Annotated in this window: 19 protein-coding genes; 6 read left to right on the top strand and 13 right to left on the bottom strand. The window is 56.5% G+C overall.

Annotation, left to right across the window (positions count from 1 at the left end):
• Positions 1–77 precede the first annotated feature (77 nt).
• A complete protein-coding gene (locus DMX12_RS04725; RefSeq protein WP_054882012.1) occupies positions 78–431 on the top strand; it encodes a hypothetical protein in 354 nt (117 codons plus the stop codon).
• Between the two features lie 109 nt (positions 432–540).
• The gene (locus tag DMX12_RS04730; protein WP_054882013.1) at positions 541–1,359 is read left to right on the top strand and encodes a hypothetical protein; all 819 of its coding nucleotides are present in this window, start codon (positions 541–543) and stop codon (positions 1,357–1,359) included.
• A 722-nt stretch (positions 1,360–2,081) separates the two neighbouring features.
• Here the strand turns inward: DMX12_RS04730 and DMX12_RS04735 are convergent.
• From DMX12_RS04735 to DMX12_RS04745, 3 genes are read right to left on the bottom strand one after another with little or no spacing between them, the layout of a single operon-like run.
• Positions 2,082–3,074, bottom strand: coding sequence for a DsbA family protein (locus DMX12_RS04735; RefSeq protein ID WP_054882014.1), 993 nt, complete (start codon positions 3,072–3,074; stop codon positions 2,082–2,084).
• Entirely contained in the window at positions 3,071–4,684 is a 1,614-nt protein-coding gene (locus DMX12_RS04740) for a class I adenylate-forming enzyme family protein (RefSeq protein ID WP_054882015.1), read from the bottom strand. Before DMX12_RS04740 ends, DMX12_RS04735 begins: the two co-directional genes overlap by 4 nt.
• Positions 4,685–4,734: 50 nt before the next feature.
• The gene (locus tag DMX12_RS04745; RefSeq protein WP_054882016.1) at positions 4,735–6,159 is read right to left on the bottom strand and encodes a cytosine permease; all 1,425 of its coding nucleotides are present in this window, start codon (positions 6,157–6,159) and stop codon (positions 4,735–4,737) included.
• Positions 6,160–6,302: 143 nt separating this feature from the next.
• Here DMX12_RS04745 and DMX12_RS04750 point away from each other — a divergent pair, with 143 nt between their 5' ends.
• Complete coding sequence (locus tag DMX12_RS04750; protein WP_054882017.1) at positions 6,303–7,220, top strand: LysR substrate-binding domain-containing protein; 918 nt, start codon at positions 6,303–6,305, stop codon at positions 7,218–7,220.
• A gap of 197 nt (positions 7,221–7,417) precedes the next feature.
• Here DMX12_RS04750 and DMX12_RS04755 read toward each other — a convergent pair whose 3' ends face one another.
• From DMX12_RS04755 to DMX12_RS04795, 9 genes are all read right to left on the bottom strand, one after another.
• Positions 7,418–10,600: a type I restriction endonuclease subunit R gene (locus DMX12_RS04755; protein WP_054882018.1), complete on the bottom strand. Its 3,183-nt coding sequence runs from the start codon at positions 10,598–10,600 to the stop codon at positions 7,418–7,420.
• 229 nt (positions 10,601–10,829) lie between these two features.
• A complete protein-coding gene (locus DMX12_RS04760) occupies positions 10,830–12,296 on the bottom strand; it encodes an ATP-binding protein (RefSeq protein WP_110676543.1) in 1,467 nt (488 codons plus the stop codon).
• A 70-nt stretch (positions 12,297–12,366) separates the two neighbouring features.
• A complete protein-coding gene (locus DMX12_RS04765) occupies positions 12,367–13,314 on the bottom strand; it encodes a GIY-YIG nuclease family protein (protein WP_054882020.1) in 948 nt (315 codons plus the stop codon).
• Positions 13,311–14,663, bottom strand: coding sequence for a restriction endonuclease subunit S (locus tag DMX12_RS29405; RefSeq protein WP_177411243.1), 1,353 nt, complete (start codon positions 14,661–14,663; stop codon positions 13,311–13,313). The genes DMX12_RS04765 and DMX12_RS29405 overlap by 4 nt, the downstream gene beginning before the upstream one ends.
• Positions 14,664–14,665: 2 nt before the next feature.
• Entirely contained in the window at positions 14,666–14,956 is a 291-nt protein-coding gene (locus DMX12_RS04775; RefSeq protein ID WP_132476191.1) for a hypothetical protein, read from the bottom strand.
• Positions 14,953–16,878: a class I SAM-dependent DNA methyltransferase gene (locus DMX12_RS04780; RefSeq protein WP_054882040.1), complete on the bottom strand. Its 1,926-nt coding sequence runs from the start codon at positions 16,876–16,878 to the stop codon at positions 14,953–14,955. Before DMX12_RS04780 ends, DMX12_RS04775 begins: the two co-directional genes overlap by 4 nt.
• 161 nt (positions 16,879–17,039) lie before the next feature.
• Positions 17,040–17,996 (bottom strand): inovirus-type Gp2 protein, encoded by a 957-nt coding sequence (locus DMX12_RS04785; RefSeq protein WP_054882039.1) that lies wholly within the window; start codon positions 17,994–17,996, stop codon positions 17,040–17,042.
• Between the two features lie 335 nt (positions 17,997–18,331).
• Positions 18,332–18,559 (bottom strand): AlpA family transcriptional regulator, encoded by a 228-nt coding sequence (locus DMX12_RS04790; RefSeq protein WP_054882038.1) that lies wholly within the window; start codon positions 18,557–18,559, stop codon positions 18,332–18,334.
• 72 nt (positions 18,560–18,631) lie between these two features.
• Entirely contained in the window at positions 18,632–19,849 is a 1,218-nt protein-coding gene (locus DMX12_RS04795) for a hypothetical protein (protein WP_177411244.1), read from the bottom strand.
• Positions 19,850–20,172: 323 nt separating this feature from the next.
• Between DMX12_RS04795 and DMX12_RS04800 the strand changes: the two genes are divergently transcribed.
• The 3 genes from DMX12_RS04800 to DMX12_RS04810 all read left to right on the top strand — a co-directional run bounded on the left by DMX12_RS04800 (position 20,173) and on the right by DMX12_RS04810 (position 22,229).
• On the top strand, positions 20,173–20,847 hold the full coding sequence (locus tag DMX12_RS04800; protein WP_054882036.1) for a hypothetical protein: 675 nt from the start codon (positions 20,173–20,175) through the stop codon (positions 20,845–20,847).
• 859 nt (positions 20,848–21,706) lie between these two features.
• Positions 21,707–21,949, top strand: a complete 243-nt coding sequence (locus tag DMX12_RS04805) for a hypothetical protein (RefSeq protein ID WP_110676544.1) — start codon at positions 21,707–21,709, stop codon at positions 21,947–21,949.
• Between the two features lie 16 nt (positions 21,950–21,965).
• A complete protein-coding gene (locus DMX12_RS04810; RefSeq protein WP_009683500.1) occupies positions 21,966–22,229 on the top strand; it encodes a DUF3077 domain-containing protein in 264 nt (87 codons plus the stop codon).
• 132 nt (positions 22,230–22,361) lie between these two features.
• Here DMX12_RS04810 and DMX12_RS04815 read toward each other — a convergent pair whose 3' ends face one another.
• Complete coding sequence (locus DMX12_RS04815) at positions 22,362–23,993, bottom strand: methyl-accepting chemotaxis protein (RefSeq protein WP_110676545.1); 1,632 nt, start codon at positions 23,991–23,993, stop codon at positions 22,362–22,364.
• Positions 23,994–23,996: the final 3 nt, after the last annotated feature.

Here is a 23,996-nt window from a genome sequence, read left to right on the forward strand (position 1 = left end):
ACCGAGACTCAACCCAAAAGGTTGATATACGACTTTTTCTCTAAAACACTATCTCTTGCAGGGAGCTCAGAAAAGCCATGATCGTCGTAACCGGTCTGAATGAAGCGCAAATTGAAGGTCTCGTGAAAAGCAAAGCGTCCTTCGAGATCCATGGCCTCAGGGGCAATTTCATGGCAGGTATCAAACTTGTCGAAACTAAGATTGAAAGCATGGGAATGAAGTGCCGCGTAGTAAGCGACCTGAAAGGTGCAGCAATGCACGGTGGGGCGCTTGGAGCGGCAGCCACCGTAATGTCAGCACCAGCAACATTAACTCTGGCGGCATTCACTGTTGCGGCAGGCGTCGGTCATGCGCTCGTCACCTACAACCCCGATTACGAAATCGTAAAGGACTACGTCAATAAGAAACTGACCGTCCGATACAAGAAATAACGCTTACTCCGATCTGAACGAGCATCTCCTATCACGAAAAGGAGCAGTCATTACAAATTGACTGCTCCGCTCGCCCTGCGCTCACTTAAACCATAGAGGGAACTATCTCATGCAAAAAATAATCAGCGTTATTGTCTTGTCGATCACTTCAATGACCGCCAGCGCCTACCAGGGCCTGGGACTTTATTTCCCTAGCGAGCAAACAATGGAAGGCTTGCCCCAAGCCATTCCTTGTGGAATCAAGGAATTCACCAATGGAATGGACAAAAACTACAGCCTTCAATGCGTTTGGTACTACCAGCCTCGTGACGTGAAGATCTGGGACGAAAAGCGCCAGCAGGATGTTATCTATTCGAATCAGTTTTCTGGGCGCTGCATCAAAGGGAACTGCCGGGATGGCGGCGGAAACATTGTCGGCCACTGGTCAGCCGATATCCCGTATCGCCTGTCTCTCTGGTACTACATTGACCAGAGCACCGATGGCAAGCCAGTCGCCTATCGCTTGGACAGCGGCCCCGCCAAAGGCCAAGATCGCCTCAGCTACGTAGAGGCGGGGAAATTGCTCCATAGCTTTTACGAAGCGGCTGGCGCACCTGAAAGCACGATACAGAACCTGTTTGGCGAGTATTACGTTGGCAGCTACAAGCAGTACCTTACTGACCTAAACAATGGTCAACACCTGCCATCCAAGAGAAATGTGCAAAAAACGGTCGCTGCCCAATCCGAATGGCCAGACGTGAAGAGTGCTTGGTGCAACCCACGCGCTGACGACGATTGCTACATCAACGAGAAGAGGGTTCCAATCGCAGAACTGGGTAAATGGTTGCCCGACATCAGCGAATCGAATGCCGATCAGCTAGGCGGCCACTGCGAAACCATTCTCTGCTTCGACAAAGATGACCAGCCGATGGGCTATCTGTTGCAATAACAAGCCTGAGCACAGCTGCACAGACGCACGGGCCAAAACGGTCTCCTTGCTAGTCCTGAGGTAGGGGGCTTTACGCCCCCCTATTGACTTCACTTCAGTTTTTATTTTTGACAAAGGGCATAATCGCATCGCCTGTCCAGTCAATCGCAATGGCGAGGACCACTTTAAGCAGTAGCCTTTATGAGATCAATCGCCAGAGAGATATTCGTAGCCGACTAAAGCACTACGCGTAAACGCCGAGCACGCTCCTTGAACGCTCGCTCTCCCCCCTTCCAAAATCTCGCAGACTCGCCGCCGTATACGGTGGTTCTCTAAACTGCCACACCCGTTTGCATTCGACCCGACCAGTCATTTGCAGTCGTTCTAACCACCGATTGCATCGGATTTAACCGGCACGTTTTGTAACCAGGGTCGGCAGAGAACGGCCGATTCTGTTGAAAAAGTCGGCCATGGTTTTCTCGGCAGAAAAGTACGCGCGTGAGATTGAAATCTTCACTTTGAGCAGAGGATTCGGGGCTCAGATTTCGCGTGGCGACGCGCAAAAAAAGCGTTTTCAGCGATCAGCATGGGGGAGTCTGGAAAACCGACTTTTTCAACAGAATCGGCCAATAGCAGTCACTCGACTTGCCCCCGTGTATGAACCGAGGAGCGGCTCGTCAAATGATGCAATACAGAGACCTTCGCACTTTAAGGCTGATTCAGCGCTCCTCCATCGCCAGAGATTAATTGTTCTGACCGTTACTCTGCGCTAGATAATCCCCCATCATTTCCAGCCGATCATTCCCCCAGAACAGCTTCGAATCGGCGATGACGGTCGGCGCACCGAAAACGCCTAGCTGCACCGCTTGATCGTTGTTAGCCTCCAGTGCCAGCTTGAATCGCTCATCGGAAGCAGCCTGTATAGTTGCACTTCGGTCCAGGCCTGCCGCAACCGCCAGATCACCGAGGATGTCCAGGTCGCTGATATCCCGGCTTTCAGTCCAGTAAGCTCGCATCACGTTGAAGATGAACTCCGCGCCCTTTCCCTTCTCGATTGCATACAGGCTGCAACGCAAAGCTCGGGAAGGTCGCAATGGGAACTGAGGGTGGTAGCTTAGCGTCAAGCGTCTCAGTCGAGCCCAATCCTGCAAATCCTGCTGAAACCACCGCACAAATGCTGGCGATGCTTCCAGTGGTCGCCGCCCCCCGATGTGATCGATCAGGTTGGCCAAGTGCATGGGCCGCCAATGAATCGCTCGACCATGGGCAGCGGCGATTTCTCGCAAGCGCGGCATAGCCAGGTAGCACCATGGACTGTGAAAATCGAAAAAAAACTCAATTGGCTCGCCCGCGCTGATCGGTTGCGGCATGGAGAAGCGGCTGAGGTCGACCATCACTCGTTCGTGATGGCCGCGCATCACTAACCGTCCTTGTTGGCTCGCGCTCACCGCGAAACTCAACGTGCGGTCCTTGGTCGACTCCAGCACGGCTTCGCACTGCACCTCAATGCCCGGCCAGGCCGGGCTCAAATGCGCAATATCCACTTTAGTGCCAACCGTGCCCCATCCCGGAACGCAGAAAGCCTGAACGCCACTGCCCGCCGTTTCCTCCAGCAGAGCAATAAGTGCCGGCGTAGATACCACCTGCACCCCGGCATTGCCGATGGCGGCAGCCGTTTGTTGAAGCCCTGGTACGAATGCGCAGTGATGCTGATGGCCGAGGATCGGTGTGCTCATGGTAACTCCTCCAACTGCATCGCCATGGCTTGGGCTTTCAGCTCGCGCTTGAGTATTTTCCCACTGGACGTCATGGGCCATTGGCTGACCTTGAACACCCTGGACGGATGCTTGAACCCAGCGATTTTTCCGGCACACGCCTGCTTCACCTGCGCAGCGGAGAGCGCCCCACCCAGCTCGACCGCCGCGGCGACCACTTCGCCGTAGAAAGGATCCGGCATGGCAAATACAGCGATTTCGGTGATAGCCGGGTGGGCGCGTAGCAGGTTCTCCACCTCCACCGGGTAGATGTTCTCGCCACCGCGGATGATCATGTCGCGTAACCGTCCACCCACAAGCTCCACTCGGCCGTCGGCGGTAACGCGTCCGAGATCCCCCGTCTGCATCCAGCCATCGAGGTCGATACAGCGAGCAGTCTCCAGCGGGTCACGATGATAGCCGAGCATCACCATGGGTCCGCGCACCTGAACCTGCCCGGTCTCACCGCAGGCCAGCACCTGGCCGTTGTCCGGATCACACACGCGCACCTGCATGCCTGGCAATGGCATGCCCGCGGTAGTGAATCGCTGGGCACTCTCGCAACTGTCCAAAGCGATAAGGGTGCTGGCTTCGGTCTGGCCGTACACCTGCACCAGGCCTGGAATCGGGAACGCAGAAGCGCAGCGTTCGAGCAAGGCCGGGTCGCAATCTGCGCCACCGCAAGTGCCCGCCCGCAACGAAGAAAGGTCGTATTGTATTCGTCGCGGGTGCTCCAGCATGGCCAGATAAGAGGTAGGAACGCCCGTCAGCAGCGTACAGCGCTCGGCCTCCACGAGGCGCAACATTCGCTCGGCATCGAAGGCACTGACCCCCACATACGTGGCCCCTGCGGCCAGCGCTGAGAGCACATTCATAATGCAGCCCGCGCAGTGGAATAGCGGAATGATGGAAGTCCAGCGATCCTCGGCAGTAACCGCCAGCCGCGCGACGGTGCCTCGTGCATTCATCAACATTCCTTCGAAGCACAATTCAGCGCCCTTTGGCCGCCCTGTGGTGCCGGAGGTGTACTGGATGCTGGCCAACTCGCGAGGCGACCAGGGCCAAGCCTGAAATGGCAACTCCGGCCCTTCGCTCATCAGTGCCGCGTAACTCCAGCAACTCTCAGCGTGAAGCTCAGGTTCGTCGAAGCAAATCACGTCGCGCAGAATGGGTAACCGGTTGCGAGTGTCCAGTGTCATGGTCAGATAGTCACTGGACCGAAAGCGCGCGGAAAGCAAGATCGCCACCGACTGACTGTGGTCCAGCACATGCAGGAGGTCGTCCTCGCGAAAGTGCGTATTAACCGGCACCAGCACCGCACCAATGGCAGCAATGGCGACCTGCGCGATTGGCCATTCGATTCTATTTTCCGCCCACAATGCCACCGAGCTGCCGGGTTGAATCCCGCACCGCCGCAAGGCACAAGCCAGTGTCTGGGAAGCAAGCAACCATTGGCTGAAGGTCAGCCGCTGAGGTGTGGAGTCAAATACGAGCGCCTCCTTGTCCGGCCAGCGGTTCGCGCAGTGCAACAGCATTGCGTAAGGGTCGCCGGGCAAGTTTTCGCGCGCGAAGCGGGATTCATCCGATGTCATGAAAAGACTACCTGAGAGAGGAGTGAAGGCTGATTGGATTGGCATTCCAGTTAGACTTTGCTGTCGACAACAGTCGCAAGGGACGTTGGCACTCTGGCAACCATTCGCCGGCTTACCAGGCAGTAAAGCGCTCCGGTACCCAGCAGGCCGACCACCCAGGAAACGTCTGCATCGTTCAGCGCACGGGCAATCGGTCCGGTGTAGAAACCGCTGGAAATGAACGGCAACTCCATCAGCACCCCGCAGCAGTAGGTGGCAATAACAGGCCAGTTCCAACGGCCATAGCGGCCAGCGGGATCGTTGAGGGCCGCCAGGTCATAACGTGTGCCGTTGACGAAGAACACGTCAGCCAGGCTGATAGCGCTCCAGGGTGTGATGAACGCCAGTAGAAAAATGAGGAAGGAAGAAAATGCACTGATAAAGCTGTGAGAACCGGCCAGGGCAATCAGCACTGCAACGGACACCATTCCCAGCACATAGATGAAGCGATGGGTCAGAGACACTTTGTTGACGCCGCCGAACGCGCTGACAATGGTGGCGCTGGACATGTAGCTGCTGTAAGCGTTGAGGGTCATCATGGTGATTTTGCCGAAGCCGACCACCAGATACAGGATCATCGCCAACACACCCGTCGAGCCCAGGCCGACAACAAACTCTACCTCATGGCCCGAGAAGGCTGATCCGGCGAGGGCCGCGGCAAACACGCCGAAGGTCATGGCTGCCTGTGATCCCAGTACCGTGCCCATCGATGCAGCCAGAAAGATCTTCAACTTGGAAGTCTGACTGGGCAAGTATCGGGAATAGTCCGCCACGTATGGCCCATACGAAATCTGCCAAGCCGCAGCCAAAGAGATTGAAAACACGAAATTGGCAGCGACGAAGTGACGATTGTCGAGCAGCGCATGGATATCGTGCCGGGCCAGCAACGCACCGAACATGTAGATGAAGGCAATGACGCCCACCACACTGGCCACTTTGGCAATGGAGTGGATGGTGCGATATCCAAGGGTAGCCAACAACAGGGTTACCAGGCCGAAGAGAACGATGCCTTGCCAGTCCGCGATCGATAGCACTTTTGCCACGGATTGACCGGCCAGCAACGTGCCGCCCGCCGAGAACCCCACGTACAACAAGCTCACCAGTACAAGCGGAATTACCGCACCATATACACCGAACTGCACGCGACTGCGGATCATCTGCGGCAGGCCAATCGCCGGCCCTTGGGCGGCTTGCAGGCCCATGACGATGCTGCCAAGCACTTGACCTATAAGAAGCCCGATCAATGACCAGAATACATCGCCTCCAAGTACCACCACCAAAGCGCCGGTTACGATGGCAGTGATGTTCAGGTTCACACCCAGCCATAGTGTGAATTGACCGAATGCGCTGCCATGGCGCTCGTTTTCCGGTATGTAATCGATGGAGCGGGTTTCAATCACCGACCTCGGTGCAACAGGCGCAGTTGAACGAGCCATGGGCGAATCCTCGATATTGTTAGTGCAGCATCTGCGCCAGATCAGCGCGTTTTTTGGAAGGACACAGGCTGTGGATGGACTGAGGATAAGCAGCTGGGTATATAATTAAAAATATGCACTTTTGATACTGCGAATTAAAAATAATGATTCACTTCAGCCTTCGGCAAATCGAATATTTTGTAGCAGCGGCCCAATGTCGAAGTACCGTCAATGCGGCCAAGTCGCTGAGTGTGTCCCAACCCTCGATATCAAACGCGATTGCGGAGTTGGAAGCCCTATGGGATGAGCGCTTGTTCGTGAGGATTCCAGGCAAAGGAATCGAACTCAGCTCCGCCGGAACCCGCCGTTATCAGCAAGCTCGGCAGCTACTGCAAAGTGCCGCGCAGCTCTCTGCCAAGGAGACTGATAGCGTGGTGGGGGACCTTTCGGTTGGCTGCTTTGCAACGTTGGGCGCGCGTCATGTCCCCACCATGGTCGAGCGCTTCAAGCAGCGCTTTCCTGAGGTACGAGTCGCCATTGTCGAAGGTGACACCGAGGAACTGATCGAACGGGTGGAGCGCGGCACCCTTGATTTAGCGCTGATCTATGACATGAACCTGGCTCGTAAGGTCAAGCTACAGGCGGTGGGACTGCAATCACCTTATGTGCTGCTGCCCGAAGGGCATCATCTGGCAGCAAAAGCCAACTTGTGCATTCAGGATTTGCAAACCGAGCCCTTCATCCTTCTAGACCTGCCTCACAGTCGCGACTATTTCCTGTCACTGTTCCGCTCGGGTGGTGTAGAGCCCAATGTCATTATGGAGTTGCGCTCGGTGGAAATGGTGCGCTCACTCGTGGCACATGGGCACGGAGTGTCGATTCTCGTCACTCGACCAGCTGGAGACTTGAGCTACGATGGGCGACCCATCGTGTGTCGCCCATTTGACGCTAGCATCCCACCGCAACGAGTCGTGATCGCCTCGTCGCAAACCCAGAAGCCGTCCCGTCCGGCTGACGCTTTTGTGGTAGTGATGCGCGAACTGTTCAATGAAGCCGATACGCTTGAAACCTCGACGATCTGATGAGGTTTTTTGATTTCTCCGCTGAGCTATATTCAACAGTCCGTTGCGGAGCATTTTTCCGCTGGTGAACGGCAGCTTCACGCCTTGAGGAGGTCAGTCAACCAAAATCGAATAAACGGCATGAAGCGAACAGGGGGCTACTGAGCCTCCTGCCTGCCTCAATCTCGTTTTTCTTTTTTTCTTTTGGCTGTTGCCGCTTAAGTCCGCGCCGAACCGAGCAGATCAGCCCCAGCATCTTTCTTCAGCAACTCATACACCACCGTCAGGAACACATCCCGCGTGGATTCGTCGCTCAATAGCTTGGTCGCCATGCTAGTGTGGCTGCTCATGGCACTGGCAATGGCCTGGATGGCTTTGCTCGGCAGGTCAGCCTTCATCGCCTGATCCAGGGTGTTGTTTTGCACCTGGGCCATGACCACGGTATCGCCACGCAGCTTCTCGGACACATGCACGGCAAAGGCCACCTGATCGGTATCGGTGATGTCCTTGCCGAAGGCGTTGTTAAGTTTTTCGATCAACTCGGTGAGGTATTTTTTCTCGCGGTCGCGCGCGTCGCGCAGGCCGTTGTCGGTAATGCCATATAGCTCGGGCGTTTCGCCCACGGCTGAAAGCCCACCCAGCCCCTCGCCTTTTCTGATTTTGTAGTGGCTGAGCTTGAGATCACCCAGGTCCACCTGTTCGGCACTGATGCCCTTCAAGCGTTTACGCAACAGCCGTGCATAGCTGGCAAACGCTTCCAGCGCTGGGTCGCCGAACTCCACCAACTGAGCGATGTACTCATAGGTGCGGACGAACTTGGTCAGGCTCTCACTGAAGATCATCAATTCATCACGGGCCATGCAGTACTCCGCCCTTTGTACGTCGGCGTACTCCATCCCCTTTTCGTCACCATTGTCGTGAGCGGCCTCCCAGGCCTTTTCCCACTGGTCGATGGCATCGTTGAGGGTCTTTAGCTTGCCGTTGAAACGGTCGGTGGCTGATTGAGTCAGCGAATAAAGCTTCTGATGCGTGACATTGCGATTCACGATGGCTTCGCCAAACGCTTCGACCTCAGCGACCTCATAGATGAACATGCCATCCAAGCGCTGCTTGATGTCGTAGACAATGTTCGGGTCCTGAATATCGGCCACCTGAGCATCACGGTAGAAGGTCTTGAACGCTGCCAGGATCTCTTCTGCCTCGTTAGCAAAGTCGATGACGTAGGTCTTGTCCTTGCCAGGAAAGGTTCGATTCAGCCGCGACAGCGTCTGCACCGCCTCCACACCCGATATTTTTTTGTCCAGGTACATGGCCACCAGCTTGGGTTGGTCGAAGCCGGTCTGGTACTTGTTGGCGACGATCATCACCCGATAGTCCGGGGTGTCGAACACCTTTCGCATATCGCGGCCATTGAGGCCGGGGTTCAAGTTGGTCTCGCTGAACTGATGATCCGCAGGCAGGCCGGTTTCCTGCACATCGCTATTGGGCACCTCACCGGAGAACGCCACCATCGCCTGCACGTTGTCGTAGCCCTTGCGCTGGCAGTAGTCCAGCAGCGCCAGGTGATACTTCACCGCAGCGGCACGCGAGCTAGTCACCACCATGGCCTTGGCCTGACCACCGAGCAGGTGTGCAACGTTCTTGCGGAAGTGCTCGACGATCAGCTCGACCTTCTGCCCCACGTTCACCGGATTCAGTGACAGCCACTTGGCCAGCTTGCGCCGGGCACTCTTCTCGTCCACACGCTTGTCGTCGACAAACTCGCTGCCGATTTTGAACGCCACGTTATAGCCGGTGTAGTTTTTCAGCACATCAAGGATAAAGCCTTCCTCGATGGCCTGCTGCATGGTGTAAAGGTGAAACGGTGCCGGAGGATTTTCCTGGTTCACCGGCTGCGCCGCATTTCGCGGGCGGCCAAACAAACTTAGGGTCGAATGCTTGGGCGTGGCGGTAAAGGCAAAATAGCTGGCATTGCCCGGTCGGCTACGCGATGACTGCCATACCGATAAACGCTCCTCTTTGCTCAGTTTGTCCCACTCGTCCTCACTCTGCCCGGTCAGCACATAGCGCAGGTCATCGGCGGTACTGCCGCCAGTGGAGCTGTGCGCCTCGTCGATGATGATGGCAAAGCGGCGATCACGCAGGCTGGTTTCCCCAAGAATGGCCTTTTGTGCATAGGGGAAAGTCTGCAAGGTACAGACGATGATCGGCACGCCGCCTAGCATCGCCTTAGCCAACTGCTGGCTCTTCGGCAGACTGGATTGCTGGCGGTCGATGGCGCACACCACCCCTACCTGGTGCTCGATTTGCTGGATGGCATCCTGCAACTGCTGATCCAGCACCTGGCGGTCAGTGACCACGATCACGCTATGGAAGTACGGCTCGCCATCCGGGCGACGCACACGGATCAACGAATGCGCCGTCCAGGCAATGGTATTAGTCTTGCCCGAGCCGGCACTGTGCTGGATCAGATAGGGCTGTCCGGCACCCTCGATGCGCACTGCGTCGATCATCTTGGTTACGCCTTCCCATTGATGGAAGCGCGGGAAAATCAGACCTTCCTTGAAGTAGGTCTTGCCGTTCAAATCCTGGGCTTCCTTACGTTCTTGCAACACAAAGCGATGGAAGATGTGCAGCCAGTTGTCCTTCTGCAGCACCCGCTTCCAAAGGTAGCTCACCGGGTAGCTGCCATTGTCGCCGGGTGGGTTGCCCGCCGCGCCATCGTTTCCCCGGTTGAACGGCAGAAAGAAAGTCGAATCCCCGGCCAGTTTGGTGGTCATGCGGATGTCGCTGTCGCTCATGGCGAAATGCACCACTGCACCACGCTTGAAGGTCAGCAGCGGCTCAAACCCGCCACTCTTGCGCTCCGGTTTGCGATCCATCCGGTACTGCTGCATGGCAGCCTCAACCGACTGGGTGAAGTCGGTCTTCAGCTCCACCGTGGCCACTGGAATGCCGTTGATAAAGAAGGCTAGATCGATCTCGTCGGTCTTGTCCAACGAGTAACGCAGCTGCGGTACCACGCGCAGGCGGTTGGCCGCATAGCGCTGAATCACCGTCTCGTTGCGATCATCCTCCGGTAACCCCTGGCTCATGGCTAAGGTGCCGCCACCGGCCACGGCGAAGCCGTAACGCAGCACATTCACCGTTCCGCCATCGACCTTGTTTTCCAGTTGTTTAACCAGCCGATCCAGCACCACATCGCGAGTGCCAGTACCGTTCATGGTCTGCAGCTTGACCATGACCTGCGGCTGGCTTTCCTCCAGCCAACCGAGCACATCATCAGGGAACAGCGCCCGCGCCGCGTCATAGTCGGCGGACTTGCCGACCAACCAACCAGCAGCAGCCAGTTGCTCGACGATATGGCGTTCGAGTTCGCATTCGTGGTGGATGTGGCTCATAGGGCGATCCTTCGTCTGGCCGGCCCCTATCTGAGAGAGGCAGCTTGTCTAAAGTTGGTCTTGAGTTCGTCTAGTGCTCGGTGCCGACAAGCTGAGCAACCAGTCAAATACCCATCAAATACAAAAAATATCAGGCTAAAGCCGCAAGCGTACTGATTTAGAGGCTTTAGCCTTGAAAATATGCCGCCCACCAGACGACGAATCAAATACCCGTCAAATACAACGCCACTCAAGCCCAGTAGGGCAGATAGCGTGAGTTTTTGTTGGACTGCCCCTCTTCATACGGCTTAATAACCTGTACCTCTTTTGCGTCCCTAATGATCCGCGATGCCATCGCACTGTTTTTGGCATCGATTCCAAAGCGTTCACGCAGCGTCGTATTAGTCATCGGGTCACGCAGCACATAACGCAGGCAAGCATGCAGATAGCAGGCATATACCCGCTCCTGCTTGTCCATGTCCTTGAGTGCTCGGTGAGCGAACAGTACGACCCGTAGAGAGCCATCAGGGCGCTCCCAGCGCGGCGGTGGCAATTGATAGAGTTCCGTATCGGAAACCACCTTGTCCACGCCGCTACCCCGTTCTTCGCAGATGCCAACGCGTCGCATAAAGGAGGCCAATGCCTCATTGCGTGAGCGAGGCGGGCTGTCGAGAAAACGATCAACATCGACCAGAGGCTCACCGGGATTAGTGATCTCAAGGCGGTCATCAAAGATCTCCACCATAGGACCTGCACCCGATACAGAGAAATCCTGATGAATCAGGGCATTGGCAATCAGCTCACGCACTGCCAAGTCCGGGTACATCGGCACATCCTTGCGCAGGGCCTTTCCAATTACCTCATTGCGCGGCAGCAGTGCACTAAGATAATCAATCAACCCCTCGAAACCGCTGGCATAGCCCTTGTGCCCCTGCTGCTCACGTAGGGTTTTCAGACGCCCCTTGCCTTCGTAAACAATCAGCCGCACCGCCTTGCGCGCTAGCCCTTTGAATTTCTGCAGCTCACGGGCAAACAAAATTGCCCCGAGGTTAGTGATCTCCCAGCGCTTGGCCGCATCACTACGCAGCATGCCATCTTCTTGCAGACGACTGAGAATACCGCTCTGATTTGTAGGCAGTGGAAGCCCCAGCAATTGGAAATAAGCAGGGTAATCAAGCAAGGCCAAAGCCTCAGAAGCATCCAGATTGCTTGCCGCCGACAGCTCCTCGAAGGGGGTTCGGTCGAATACTCGCCAGAGCGAACGCTCTTGTTCAGGGAAGTCTTTCAACGGCTTCTTGTTCGAGCCAATCCGGATTAGCTCACGCCCCTCAAAGGTCGTCGGCTTACTGTGTGCGCTGGGGATTTCTAACAAAACCAAAGGCTTGCCGTCGACCTCGAAGGCATGAAAACGAAAATGCAGCCGCGGACTCAGCAGCCGCAGCAGCCAGCTTTCGAGCTCCTCGTTACCTTTCTTCGCGCTGTGAGGTTTGAAAGTAGTACCGACAATCTCATGGGTCTTGTCACTCACACCCCAGACCAGATAGGCATTGCTCTTGCCGTCCAGAGCTGCCGCATTGGATAAAGCAGCTAGGTACTCACCAATTTCCTTTGGATCGGCGTTGTTGTGTTTGAACTCCAGCCACGGGGTTTCGGCCGGGAGCTTACACAGCTCCCTGACCAAGCTGACCAGGTAATCGGCATTACGCTCCAAGGTCATGAAGCCCTCCTAAAATTATGGGTGCCCGACAACTGACTCGCTGAGCTGCACAGAACAGTTTCTGGCTTGCTCATTCTGCCTTCAGCTCGGGGGTAACGCTGTTTAACTGCTGATCCTGCCAGGCCGCGTAGGTTTGCCCCGTCTCCTCAACCACCCAGGAGGTGCGCCCATTGGCGGAGCGACCACACACCACAGCGGCGGCGGCGCTGGGACTGCTGAAGGCATAGTCGTCGTTAAACACCAGGTTATCGCTGCCTTGCGCGACCATGACACCTTCGACGACCAGCTGCTTGAACAGTCCCTGGTAGCCACGCTCGGTACCCACCCACTCGGCACGGGCCTTAGAGCCCTTGAGCACGAAGAACTCGCCGTCGATTTCCTGCCCTTGAGCACTGATGCTGTAACGCGGCACCTCCAGATTGAAGCGCGGCGAGTGGCTGAGCGGAGTGGCCGGGCTGGCACTGACGGCGGTGGAAGGCTTGGTCAGCTCACGCAAAAAGTCGAAGCCCAGCACCGGCAGCACAGTGCGGATCTGCTCAAGGAAGAAGGCCATATCAGCGCGGTCGGACTCTGGCAGGCTGCCATAATCGTGCGAAGTGCCATTAAGCAGCTCACAGCGCCCAACATTATTGGCGATGCCGATCAGCAGGCTTTCCAGGTACTTCACATGGGTCTTGGTCAGGTTCTGGTCCTTGCTGGTGACCAGGCAAACCTTTTCCCAGAAATCTTTTCCGCCGGCCGTACCTTCGGAGGCCTCGGGGCGATTGTGCTGCTTCAGGCGCTTGGCCACGTCGTCCGACTCGCCGATATACACCTTCGAGCGCAGATTGTTATCCGGGTCTGGGCCGACCAGAAAGTACACACCAGTACGCCCGCACTCGGGGCGCTGCACCAGCTCGGCCAGCTTGCTGCGCGGGCCGGTCAACACATGGCCGGTCCAGTTCATGATCTCGGCAGTGAGAAGACCATTGGGAGTGCCGTCCACCAGAAACAGACGGAGACTGCGCCCCAGGCTCATACCGCCTCCCGCAGATCGATTTGGCCGGTGACGGCAGCGGTGATTAGGGCTGAGCGGCGTTCTTTGAGTAGAGCAATGCTGCGCTCGGTTTTTACAAGCATCGTCTCTATTCGCATGGTTTCACCAACGGCCCTGTCCATGATTGCTTTCTGCTCCTGCTTGCTGGGTACAGCCACCAGCAAGTCCAGAATGACGGATTGGGCGATATTCACCATGGAGGAACTAGCTCCATTGGCCTCGATTTCTACAGCCCGGCGTCCATAGACAGTGATCAACGCGGCCAGAAACTCTGGCGTCACCCGAACACCGCAGCCAATCCGGTATAGCTTGTCGCACAGCAGCAAATGTGGGTAATCCTGTGGAACCACAGCACAGCTACCGACTAGCTCTCGGGTATTGGCTCGGGAAACCAGAACATCCCCTTTCCTCAACCCAAGCTCCGGCCTTGGCTCAATCGCAGCAGGTAAGGCCTTGCTTTCCTGTGGCCGGAAAACCCCACCATTAACACAACCAACTTTGACAACACCCCATTCACCTCTATCGGGCTTTCGCGCCTCACACTCCGGACTCCAGCCTTGCCCGATGCTGCTAACCAAACGCTTTAAGGGAGCTTGCGCCCAATGCTCCGGCACCTTCCCTAGCCACTCCAAGCCGGAGTCTTTCATCTTCACGTTGGGGTCGAGGCCCTTGGTGACGGCATAGGTGATCAGCGCCTGGCGCTTTTCGCGCAACAGTTTGATAAAGCGGGTTTTCTTTTCAATGAGTCCATCAATACGGGTAGTTTCGCGTTCGAGGTGGGTCGCGATAACTCGTTGTTCCTCTATCAACGGCAGAGCAACCGGAAAATTGCGCGTGAACTCATCTGGGACACGTTTAAGCCCTCCTGCCCCAGTCATCGCACCAGTGCCAAGTGAGCGAAAGCGTGAGTCCTGAACGACGTAATTGAGGTAGCTCGCGTCCACCTTTGAGAACTGGGGGCGGAGTACGGTCAATTCAGTGGTGCCGAAGCCGGCCGCCTTCTGAAGCCCACGCATCAGTGCACCTTTGCCGTTTTCAAAACACGGTGTGACCTTGGCAAAAGCAACATCACCATCCTCGAAGTAGGAGTATCCAATCCTCACATCGGCCACAGGACGATTCTGCTCAAGATCTAGGGAGCCATCTTCCCCAATAGCTTCCATCGGCAGGAACGAAACCTCCTGATCTGGATCTTCCAACAAGTCACGGCGTACAGGAGGGTTCAAGGTTGCGGCAAAGCGCATGCGCACAACGCACCAATGCTCCGGCACCAGTCCCAACCACTCCACCCCAGAATCCTTATAGGCCGGATAAGGCTTGTAATAACTCATGCTTACCCTCTCATCGTGCTGTAGCCGCGCTGAGCGCGAGCTTCGGCATCGAACAGCCAAGCGACAAGACTCTGAGCAGACTCATGCTCTTTAAAGATCACGACCATGAGGCCTTCATCGACCTTGACCAACTCGGGAAAAGGATCAGGCTTGTGGCGGATTTCCTGTAACCAGTCATCTCCCATTGGGCAGGGCATCGAGAACTGTTTTTCGGACAGATCATAACGAAGCGAATACACACCCACTCGGAAGTCCTCATCAGGTCGATCCAAACTCATTACCCAGACTTTCATGCCGTCACCTCGCCCAGCAGCGCCGCTATCTCGGCCTCCACGGCCTTGAGGTCCGCATCGATCTCGGCCAGCGGGCGTGGCGGCTGATACACGTAGAAGTAGCGGTTGAAGTTGATCTCGTAACCGACAATGCCGATCTGCCCGTCTTTCGCGTCCGTCTTGCCGGTGTCGATCCAGGCATCCGGCACATGGGGCAGCACTTCTCGGGTGAAGTAGTCGTCGATGCTCTGGCTGAGTGGCACGTTCTCGAACCCGCGCAGGTCGCTGTCGGCCTGCACGTTGCCCTTGTCGTCCAGCACCGACTGTGCAGTGGCGTCGCGTTCGCCAAAGCAGGCCAGTGCGGCTTTCATCGCGCCCTTGCCGAGCTTTTTAATACCGGCGGCCTTGAGGAAGGTTGACAGGCTATCGAAGCTTCCCTCGGCCTTGGCGAACATCTCGGACTGATCGCCCCCCTTGGTGGCCTGGTAAGCCGCGAGTTTGTCCGGTGTGACCGAGAAGCGCAGGCGCAGCGGACGTTCGACGGTAATGCGTCGGTAGCCGAAGTCCGTCGTGGCAAACACCTTGCTGTTCGGCGTATTTACACCCGCCTCATGCAGCTTAGCAATCTCGGCGATCTGTTCTTCAGAAAGGTACTTGCGCTTGCTGCCCAAGCTCCTGCGCATGGGCGCGTGCATGGCGGTAGCGTCAATCAGTTGGACCTTGCCCTTGCGCAGAGCGTCCTTATGGTTAGACAGCACCCAGATATAAGTGCCGATGCCGGTGTTGTAGAACAGGTCGTTGGGCAGGGCGATGATCGCCTCCAGCCAGTCGTTCTCCAGGATCCAGCGGCGGATCTCCGATTCGCCAGAACCAGCACCACCGTTAAACAGCGGCGAACCGGATAAGACGATGCCGATACGCGTACCGCCCAGATCCACCGGTTTACGCTTGGACAGCAGGTGCATCAGAAACAGCAGGGATCCATCGCCCACTCTTGGCAGGCCGGCACCGAAGCGGCCGGCAAAGCCGAGGCTGACTTGTTCGTCCTGCACGTGCTTTTGCACCTTCTCCCACTTCACGCCAAACGGCGGGTTAGCCAGGCAGTAGTCGAACTGCTCATGGGGCAGCATATCGTTGGAGAGGGTGTTGCCGAGCTTGATGTTCTTGGTGTCATAACCCTGAATCAACTTGTCCGCCACCGAGATGGCGTAGGTTTCCGGGTTCAATTCCTGGGCGTAGGGCACCAGACGGGCATTGGGGTTCCACTCAGCCACCTGTTCGATGGCTGATGACAGGAAACCGCCCGTACCGGCTGCGCAGTCGTACACGGTACGCACCACGCCATCGCCATTCAGGGCTTGATGGTCCGGAGCGAAGATCAGCGTGGTGGCCAGGCGTACCACGTCACGCGGGGTAAAAAACTCCCCGGCGGTGTCGTTGGCGGATTCAGCGAACTTGCGGATCAGGTGCTCAAACACCAGGCCCATTTCGTGGTTGCTGATGACGTTGGGATGCAGGTCGATGCTGGTGAACTTCTGCGTCACCAAGTACAGGAGGTTGGCGTTTTCCAATTTGCTCAACCAGCCATCGAAGGCAAAGTGCTCGAACACCTGACGGGCGTTGGCGGAGAACTTGGCGATATAATCTTCCAGGTTGGCGCGGGTGCTGGTGGAGCCGACGCTGTCCAGAGCGAACTGCGAGACGTTATAGAAAGTAGCCCCGGCAGTGGTGGGCAGAATCAAATCCATATCCACGCCACTGGCGTGCATTGCCAGAAACTGGCTGCGCACCTTTTCACGCGTCGGCTCCAGTACGCACTCTAGGCGGCGCAGCACGGTGAAGGGCAGAATGATGCGACCGAACTCGGACTGTCTGAAATCGCCACGTAGTACGTCGGCCACGTTCCAGATGAAATCGGCGAGATTTTGCTGTTGCTGGTTCACGCAGGAATCCTTTAAACGGGTGCACGCATGGAGGCTTGTCGTGCGATGATCGCCCAGGTGCCTCCCTGCGTTGGTTGTGTTGCTGATGGCAGAACCTTAACCGGTCAGGGAGCTGAGAACCAGCACGCGGGCTGCGACTTGTAAAGATTTCAAGTAGATAGCTACCGTAGCAATCCTCTGCGCAGGCATTTGGCTCGGAGCGGCTTCATCCGCAGATGCTGGGCGTCCTTGACTAGGTACCGCACCGCTTTATGAACATTGCGCCGGATCGTTCGATCACTCCGCAGGATCATGCCGATACCACACCCGTCTCCGTACTTTTCCTTGTCGTGGTTGCAGCTATCGAAGTAGCCCTGCCCCCTAGTGATCCGCGTCCACAACTCACCAATCTGCTGGGCCTTGTAGACGTCTCCACGCACCTCGTTGCCATTGAAGAAGTAGGCCGCATGGATGTGGTACCCCCTACCATCATTTCGATCCCCCTGTTCCATCGCACAGATGTAGCCAATGAGATGGTTGAAGATCGGGTTGCGCTCATGCTCCGCAATCAGTCGATCCAGGTCGTCGAACACGTGCTCGACGCGTAACCTAGCTTGAGCTTCCGCACGGTAGTAAAGATTGATCCTGACGATGATGGTGCGTGAGTAGCGATCAACCACAGCGTCGGAGTAGTCACAGACTCGGATCTCCTGCTTCTTAGCCTGGAGGCGGAGGTCATCCTTCCTGCGGAGATACCATCGCTCACGAGTCAACTGACGGATCCGGGCGACCAAGACGTTCATGCTGCGCTGATGGTCGAGATAGGCCGTACCCTCTTCATTCAAGCAGACAGGACCGGTAGGGCGACGTTCCAGTCCAATGTCCTGGCATGCTTCCCTAAACGCTTGCAGGTGCTCGCTGTAGCGGTATTCAACTCGGTCGTCGAACAAATCCAACATCTGGCGGATGTGAGTGAAATACCTGGAGAGCCTGGTCTCCTCAACTCGCTCATAACCTGCACGGGTTTGCCTGAACCTGAATGCTGGGCTGTCATGCTGCTCGATGGCTTGGACGAGTCGCTCGATCTGGACGGCGGTGTCGGACTGAGAAAGATGGGTATAGGTATTGCGCTTGGTCATGGTGACGTACCTGATTGGTGGTTTGCATATCAGGTAGGTGCGCTATGTACTTTTTAACTGATGACCTATCGCTAGCTTGAGGAGGTGGTGTGTAGCTGAGTAGATAACCTATTGAATAATTATTGATTGATAGTTAATAGCTATATAACTAGAAAGCACCTCAACCCAAGGCGGGCTATCCCGGCCAGACAGGGCAATGGGGAGCAACACTGCCAAGCCTACCGAGAGATTGACCCATTTGGATCCTGGGGGAGTTATCTGAGAATGCAGGATTTCCCCAAGCGGCATAAGCGCCATGACCAGCTACCAACCGGTCATGGCGCAAATGGTGGTTTCTAGCTGGCCATACTCAGGCGGCCAAGTCGGGCTGGAGCGTCCTCAGCCGAATCGCGCTCCTCGATCCTTGCCAAGATCCACTCATGCACCTCGCTTTCAACCCAACCAACGCAGCGGTCTCCCAACGACACCGGCTTCGGGAAGGTGCCCTCCCCGATGTACTTGTAGATGGTCGACCGTGCCAGGCCGGTCGAATCGATGACTTCTTTCAGGCGAATGATCCTCATGAGCAGGCTCCTCTGTTAGCTCAGAGGATCTGCAGAGGTGGTAAAAAATGACCTGAAGGGGGCAGGGGGAAGCTAATCGGGAGGTGTTAGCAGGCCAAACTCGTAACGATTCTGCATATCCAGGTCAGCCTCGCTATCGAACCTCCTGAGAAACCCATCCTCCCTGTACACAATGCAACCTTTCTGATTCTTGGGCGCCGGATAGACGATCAAGGAAAAAAACCTCAAGTCATCAGCATCCTCATCCGGTTCCAGTTCCGCCGCGGGGATCAGCCTGATCAACTGGGGTTTGTAACCCTGCCAAGACTTTCCATTGAGCCTCATCTTCAAATGCTCCGCCCACTCGAACGCCACTTCAAAGAAGTGTTCGAGCACTCCAGGCCAGTAGTAGCCAGCCTTATTCTCCCCAGGCTTGCCGACCTTCAGCTGCTCTAATTCTCGAGCGATCATGCCGTCCAAAGACGCAGGAGCGTTGCCATACTTCTCACTTGGCTCACCCCATGTCAGTGAGAGCAGATGCGATGTGTACTTGGCCAGCTTGTGATAGAGCACATCCAGCGCGAAAGGCCCCAAAGCGAGGAGAGCCCCTGCAACATCAGGAGACAGCCCACTGGTCAGCCTTGCGTAGCGGGACGGTCCAGCTTCTGCATAAACCAGTACGGCACGACGAGGGCGGTGCTCACCCAATTGCGGATGGTCGAGGTTCAGGTAGTAGGTACTGGGGACCTTGGCCCCAACAAAGAAGCCATTGGATACACCCGGCACATGAACACGGATGAAGCCCAAGCTGACTAACCGCTTCACCTGATGCTTGAGCGCAACCGTGCTCAAGCCAGTCATCGCTCGCAGCTTCGCCTCTCCTACCCCAGTCACAACCCCACACTGATCTGCAAAGGTTAAAAGAGCAGCCAGAAACACTCTTGTGGGTGCCCCCAGGCGGCCATGAGCCCCAGGAGCGGCCGGCCTCCCATCCTTACGGACCTGTTTACGAGCAGTCTTCTCGTTCCCTGCATCTGTTTCAGGCAGCGGCCCCTCGGCATAAATCTCAGGCTCACTAAAGAGGCGCAGGACAAGATCCTGATGAGCAACCGCGCTCCGTCCTGGCCTGGCAAGCAGATCGCGTAAGTACTGCGACGTCTCATATTCCTGCCCCGGACGCCCCACCTTATCCGCCTGCCTCTGGGTCACCAGCAGTCCGGCTTCGACCAGCTCGCGTACAGCGTCCCTGACCAACCTATCTGTCAGGCAAAGGAGCTTTCCAACCGACTTGATCTTGAACGGGGAGTCCAAGACCGTCTGCCCTCGGCATATTAAGGCTTGAAGCAAAAACCTAGATTCTGCTCCAATCTTAATGCGTTGTGAAATAGCTATTACCGCACACATTAGCCACACCAAAATCAATTAATTTGGATGAGATTTTATACACTATATTTTCAGAATATCTACTTCATGTAACGAATATGTTAACGATTCTGCTAACATAGCCAGTCACATAGTCATTAACGTCACATGATAAGATTCACCTAACAGGTCAGTTAACAGCACCGTTAACGCCATTCGTAAGAGATAGCTCCCGCAGCCCAGACGCGGGTATCGATCCGGAGGTACGGGGCATGAAAGAGACAGAGATGACGCCGAACTGGCTTAAAGAGAAGGACAGTGATGAGTGGCGGTGGGCTGCTGGCTACCTATGGAACCGATGCTCTTCGTCGTTGCAAAACAAGCTAAGCCCCCTTGCCGATACCAACTTCAGTTATCTCGTCAGATCGATCCATGCCCTCGAATCCGAGGCTGAAGGTGTAAAGCTCATCGAGCGATTGAGAAACGCCATCAGACAAAGGCGGTATCGCTTATCCAAAGGCGGCAGAAAGACGTGTTCGTTCACGCTCCCGCTCAAAACCAAGACCACACTCAAGAGCCTCGCTAAAAGCAGCAAAACCACTGAGACGGCGCTGATTGAGCGCTTGATTGAAGGCGCAGCCCAAGTAGCCTCCGTACAGGAAGAGGCGATGCGTCGCGAAGCTCAAGTGGCCAAGGTCATACACAACTCGCGCAAGCTTGAACAAGAGCTGGACAAGGTTCGGATTGATGAGACCAGGAAACAGCTGCATCACTGCATGAAGCAGCTCGCGCGGTGGGAAACATTTTTGCAGGAAGAACTGCCAGAGCTATCCCCCGAAGCCGAAGCAACAGCGACTGCACTGGCAGAAAGCCGAATGCGTGCAATCCAGGAGGCCATCTCCGCCGCAGTAGCAAAGCGTGAGATGCTGAGCCCGAGGTCGGTCTGAGCCAGCCAGCCAGCCTAAGATCCAGCAATCTGACCTGAAGGAATACCGCGCAAGCCACCGAGAAATCAAAACCGGGTACGCAGAATGACGAAATCTCGGAGGACGCTTTACCTGCGCAGCCTCAGCGCTTCACTTACCGGCTAACGTCTAAGTGATAGAGGAGCGATATAGCAATAGCACCCCATCAAGACGCCCCAAGGTACCAAGCAAATCCTATCGGCATTCCAAATGGCATTCCAACACAAAAACTAAACCGATATAGTATTTTAAAATCAACAGCTTACGTTACCTGTTCAGATTACCCCGGCCCACCGAATTCCAAAAAAGAAGGCGCCCTCGGGCGTAATCCCAATCAGTTAAGCCTTAGTGGCAGCCATTGGTCTGCTTCGCAGCCCATCGCCGGCAAGCCAGCTCCCACAAGTACCGCGCAAAGCTTGAGGTCTGCACTGCTTCCGTGGGAGCCCGGCTTGCCGGCGATGGGCCGCAAAGCGGCCCCAGTCGCTTAACTAACAGACATTACCCCCAGCCGTCTTCTTTGTGCCTGTGGCTGGCTGGCCCGGTGCCAGAAAATCAGATTTAACCCCTTCCGCGTAGGACGTTTCCCAAACATACTCCCAGCGCCTGTTTTCCGTTGCAGCCTCAAGGTCAGAGTTCTAGGCTCGGTAGGTCGTTACCCATCAACGACCGGCTTTGACAGGCCGCAACGATACACAGCGCGCATAACCGTTAATGGCGGTTGTGCATGGGGCACGCTCGCGTGCGCCGGTTTCTGTGTTCGCCGGTCTGTCAACCCATGCACAGCTGCCACCATTCCGTTTGACAGCGGGTTGACGGTAGCCCCTATCGAGAACACAGTCCAATGCTAAAAATCGTCCCCGACCCACCCCACCTCCCCGACTCCCTGGAAGACACCATCATGCTCGCAACCGACTACGCGCTCTGCGCCGAAGCCGTTGCCCAGCAAGCAATGCTGATGCAACCCAGATCACCCGCCTCCGTGTTGATCATGGCCTCGATGCACGAGCTAGAAACACTCCGCCGTTTGCTCGAATCGGCACTGGCGCAAATACAAAGGCCAGCCGACCCGCAAACCATGCATTGACCAGGGATATTGCTCGATGACCACCGAAAACACCCAATGCACTGTCGGCAAAACCATCTTCTTCCAAGGTGAAAACCAAACCCACCCGCTGTTCCGCATCGAACCGGGCATCCCCTGCCAGAACGCCCGTGAACAGGCGTCGGAACTGATGGGCTATGCGCGGGATTTGACCATTGATGGCCTGATGGAAGACAAGCCGAAGCTGATCTGGGCAGCGCACTATCTTTGTGCTCTGGGGAAAGCGCTGCTGGATGATGCGGAGTTGGGAATGATGCGCTGAACCTCAAGGCCAAAGGCGATAGAAGTCAGTCGGCTCGCAGCTATCAATCACTGACGCTATCGCCCGCCAAGGGCCCCTGCGCGCACGGCTAATGAGGACGTCGCACGCGCAGGGGCATCACCCCCTAACCCCTCAAATCCGAAACACCCCCACCTGCCCATACAACCCTTGCGCCAACCGCTGCAAGGCCCCCGCCGTCTCGGCCGTCTGCTCCACCGCCTGGCTATTCTGCTGCGACATCTGCGCAATCCGTTCAACGTTGCGCGCCACATCCTGGCTAGCCGCGGTCTGTTCCCGCAGTGCCAGGGAAATCTGATCCACCATGCGCACCACGTCCCCCGAAGACTGCCGAATGCTGACGATCGCCTCCCCCGCTTGTTGCGCCAGGGTCACACCGCCTTTGACCTGCTGCACACCCACCTCCATCTGCCCCACAGCCTCGCGGGTGCCGGACTGGATGCGTTTGACCATCTCGGTAATTTCCTGGGTCGAGTTGCCGGTGCGTTGTGCCAGCAAGCGTACTTCGTCGGCCACCACCGCAAAGCCCCTGCCCTGTTCACCGGCGCGGGCGGCTTCGATGGCGGCGTTCAGGGCCAGCAGGTTGGTCTGCTCGGCAATGCCGCTGATCACGCTGACAATGCTGCTGATCTGCTCGGCATGGCTGTCCAGTTCGCTGATCTGGCCGGCTGAAGCTTCTACGGTCTGGGCGATCAGGTTCATGCGCGCCAGCGTTTCCTGAATCACGCTGCCGCCTTCGCTGGACTGGCGACCCGACTCGCTGGACTGGGCATGCGCTTCCACCGCATTGTCAGAGACATGGTTGATACTCACGGTCAGCTCCTCCACCGTGGCCGCCATCGAGGAGGCCGAGCTCGACTGTTCCTGGGCTGACGCGGAGAGTTGTACCGATGCCGCCGAAATGTTGTCGGCAGCCCCCACCAGTTGTTCGGCACTGGCCCTGATCTCGCCAATCATGGTGCGCAGGCGGTCTTGCATGGCCACGAATGCCTGTTGGAGGGTGCTGACTTCATCCTTACCTTCAATGGCGATGGTGTTGTCCAGGCGCCCGTCAGCGATGTTGCGCGCCAGCGTTACAGCTTCACCCAGGCGATGGGTGAGGGTTCTTGCGAGGAATGTGGCGATCAGCACAGCCAGGATTGCAGCCACCAATCCGCCGGCGATCAGGATGGTGAAGGCGGTGGATTTAGCCTGGTCCATCAGCAGGCTGCGCTCGTCCTGCAGGGATTTCTCGGCCGCCTGGAATTCGTTGATCACGGCGCGCATGGCGTCCATTTTGGCTTTGGCCTGGCCCGAGCTTATCTGGCTGACCAGCGTTGTCAGCGGCGCGCGGTCAGCATTGACCTCGCGGCGCAGGTTCACGCTGGTTTGCATGTCTTGTTGCAGCCACTGTTGGTAAAGCTGTTGCAGGCCGGCCAGCCGGGCTTGCTGCTGGGGGTTGTCGGCGGTGGCCCGCGTCAGGCGATTGAGCGCGTCGGTGAACGCTTCTTCGCCTGTGTGCATGGGCTCAAGGAAGCTGTCCTGGCCGGTGAGGGCAAAACCGCGCATGGCGGTTTCTATGTCGACAAGGCTGTTGAGCATGCTGCTGGAGCGGTTGAGCACGTCGTAGCTGTGGATATTGCGCTTCACGCTGCTGCTGACCTGGTCGAAGCCTCGCAAGGCAGTCAGTACCAATACGGCGATGATGAGCAGTACAAGACCGAAACCGGTGTACAGTTTTTTCGAGATACTGAGATTGTTGAGCATCGT

This window comes from Pseudomonas sp. MB-090624, assembly GCF_003205245.1.
Lineage (GTDB): Bacteria > Pseudomonadota > Gammaproteobacteria > Pseudomonadales > Pseudomonadaceae > Aquipseudomonas > Aquipseudomonas juntendi.

What these genes read in the sequence shown, in the direction of transcription:
- DMX12_RS04725 (WP_054882012.1), top strand. Translation starts at nt 78, where the DNA reads ATGATCGTCGTAACCGGTCTGAATGAAGCGCAAATTGAAGGTCTCGTG.
- DMX12_RS04730 (WP_054882013.1), top strand. Translation starts at nt 541, where the DNA reads ATGCAAAAAATAATCAGCGTTATTGTCTTGTCGATCACTTCAATGACC.
- DMX12_RS04735 (WP_054882014.1), bottom strand. Translation starts at nt 3,074, where the DNA reads ATGAGCACACCGATCCTCGGCCATCAGCATCACTGCGCATTCGTACCA.
- DMX12_RS04740 (WP_054882015.1), bottom strand. Translation starts at nt 4,684, where the DNA reads ATGACATCGGATGAATCCCGCTTCGCGCGCGAAAACTTGCCCGGCGAC.
- DMX12_RS04745 (WP_054882016.1), bottom strand. Translation starts at nt 6,159, where the DNA reads ATGGCTCGTTCAACTGCGCCTGTTGCACCGAGGTCGGTGATTGAAACC.
- DMX12_RS04750 (WP_054882017.1), top strand. Translation starts at nt 6,303, where the DNA reads ATGATTCACTTCAGCCTTCGGCAAATCGAATATTTTGTAGCAGCGGCC.
- DMX12_RS04755 (WP_054882018.1), bottom strand. Translation starts at nt 10,600, where the DNA reads ATGAGCCACATCCACCACGAATGCGAACTCGAACGCCATATCGTCGAG.
- DMX12_RS04760 (WP_110676543.1), bottom strand. Translation starts at nt 12,296, where the DNA reads ATGACCTTGGAGCGTAATGCCGATTACCTGGTCAGCTTGGTCAGGGAG.
- DMX12_RS04765 (WP_054882020.1), bottom strand. Translation starts at nt 13,314, where the DNA reads ATGAGCCTGGGGCGCAGTCTCCGTCTGTTTCTGGTGGACGGCACTCCC.
- DMX12_RS29405 (WP_177411243.1), bottom strand. Translation starts at nt 14,663, where the DNA reads ATGAGTTATTACAAGCCTTATCCGGCCTATAAGGATTCTGGGGTGGAG.
- DMX12_RS04775 (WP_132476191.1), bottom strand. Translation starts at nt 14,956, where the DNA reads ATGAAAGTCTGGGTAATGAGTTTGGATCGACCTGATGAGGACTTCCGA.
- DMX12_RS04785 (WP_054882039.1), bottom strand. Translation starts at nt 17,996, where the DNA reads ATGACCAAGCGCAATACCTATACCCATCTTTCTCAGTCCGACACCGCC.
- DMX12_RS04790 (WP_054882038.1), bottom strand. Translation starts at nt 18,559, where the DNA reads ATGAGGATCATTCGCCTGAAAGAAGTCATCGATTCGACCGGCCTGGCA.
- DMX12_RS04800 (WP_054882036.1), top strand. Translation starts at nt 20,173, where the DNA reads ATGAAAGAGACAGAGATGACGCCGAACTGGCTTAAAGAGAAGGACAGT.
- DMX12_RS04805 (WP_110676544.1), top strand. Translation starts at nt 21,707, where the DNA reads ATGCTAAAAATCGTCCCCGACCCACCCCACCTCCCCGACTCCCTGGAA.
- DMX12_RS04810 (WP_009683500.1), top strand. Translation starts at nt 21,966, where the DNA reads ATGACCACCGAAAACACCCAATGCACTGTCGGCAAAACCATCTTCTTC.
- DMX12_RS04815 (WP_110676545.1), bottom strand. Translation starts at nt 23,993, where the DNA reads ATGCTCAACAATCTCAGTATCTCGAAAAAACTGTACACCGGTTTCGGT.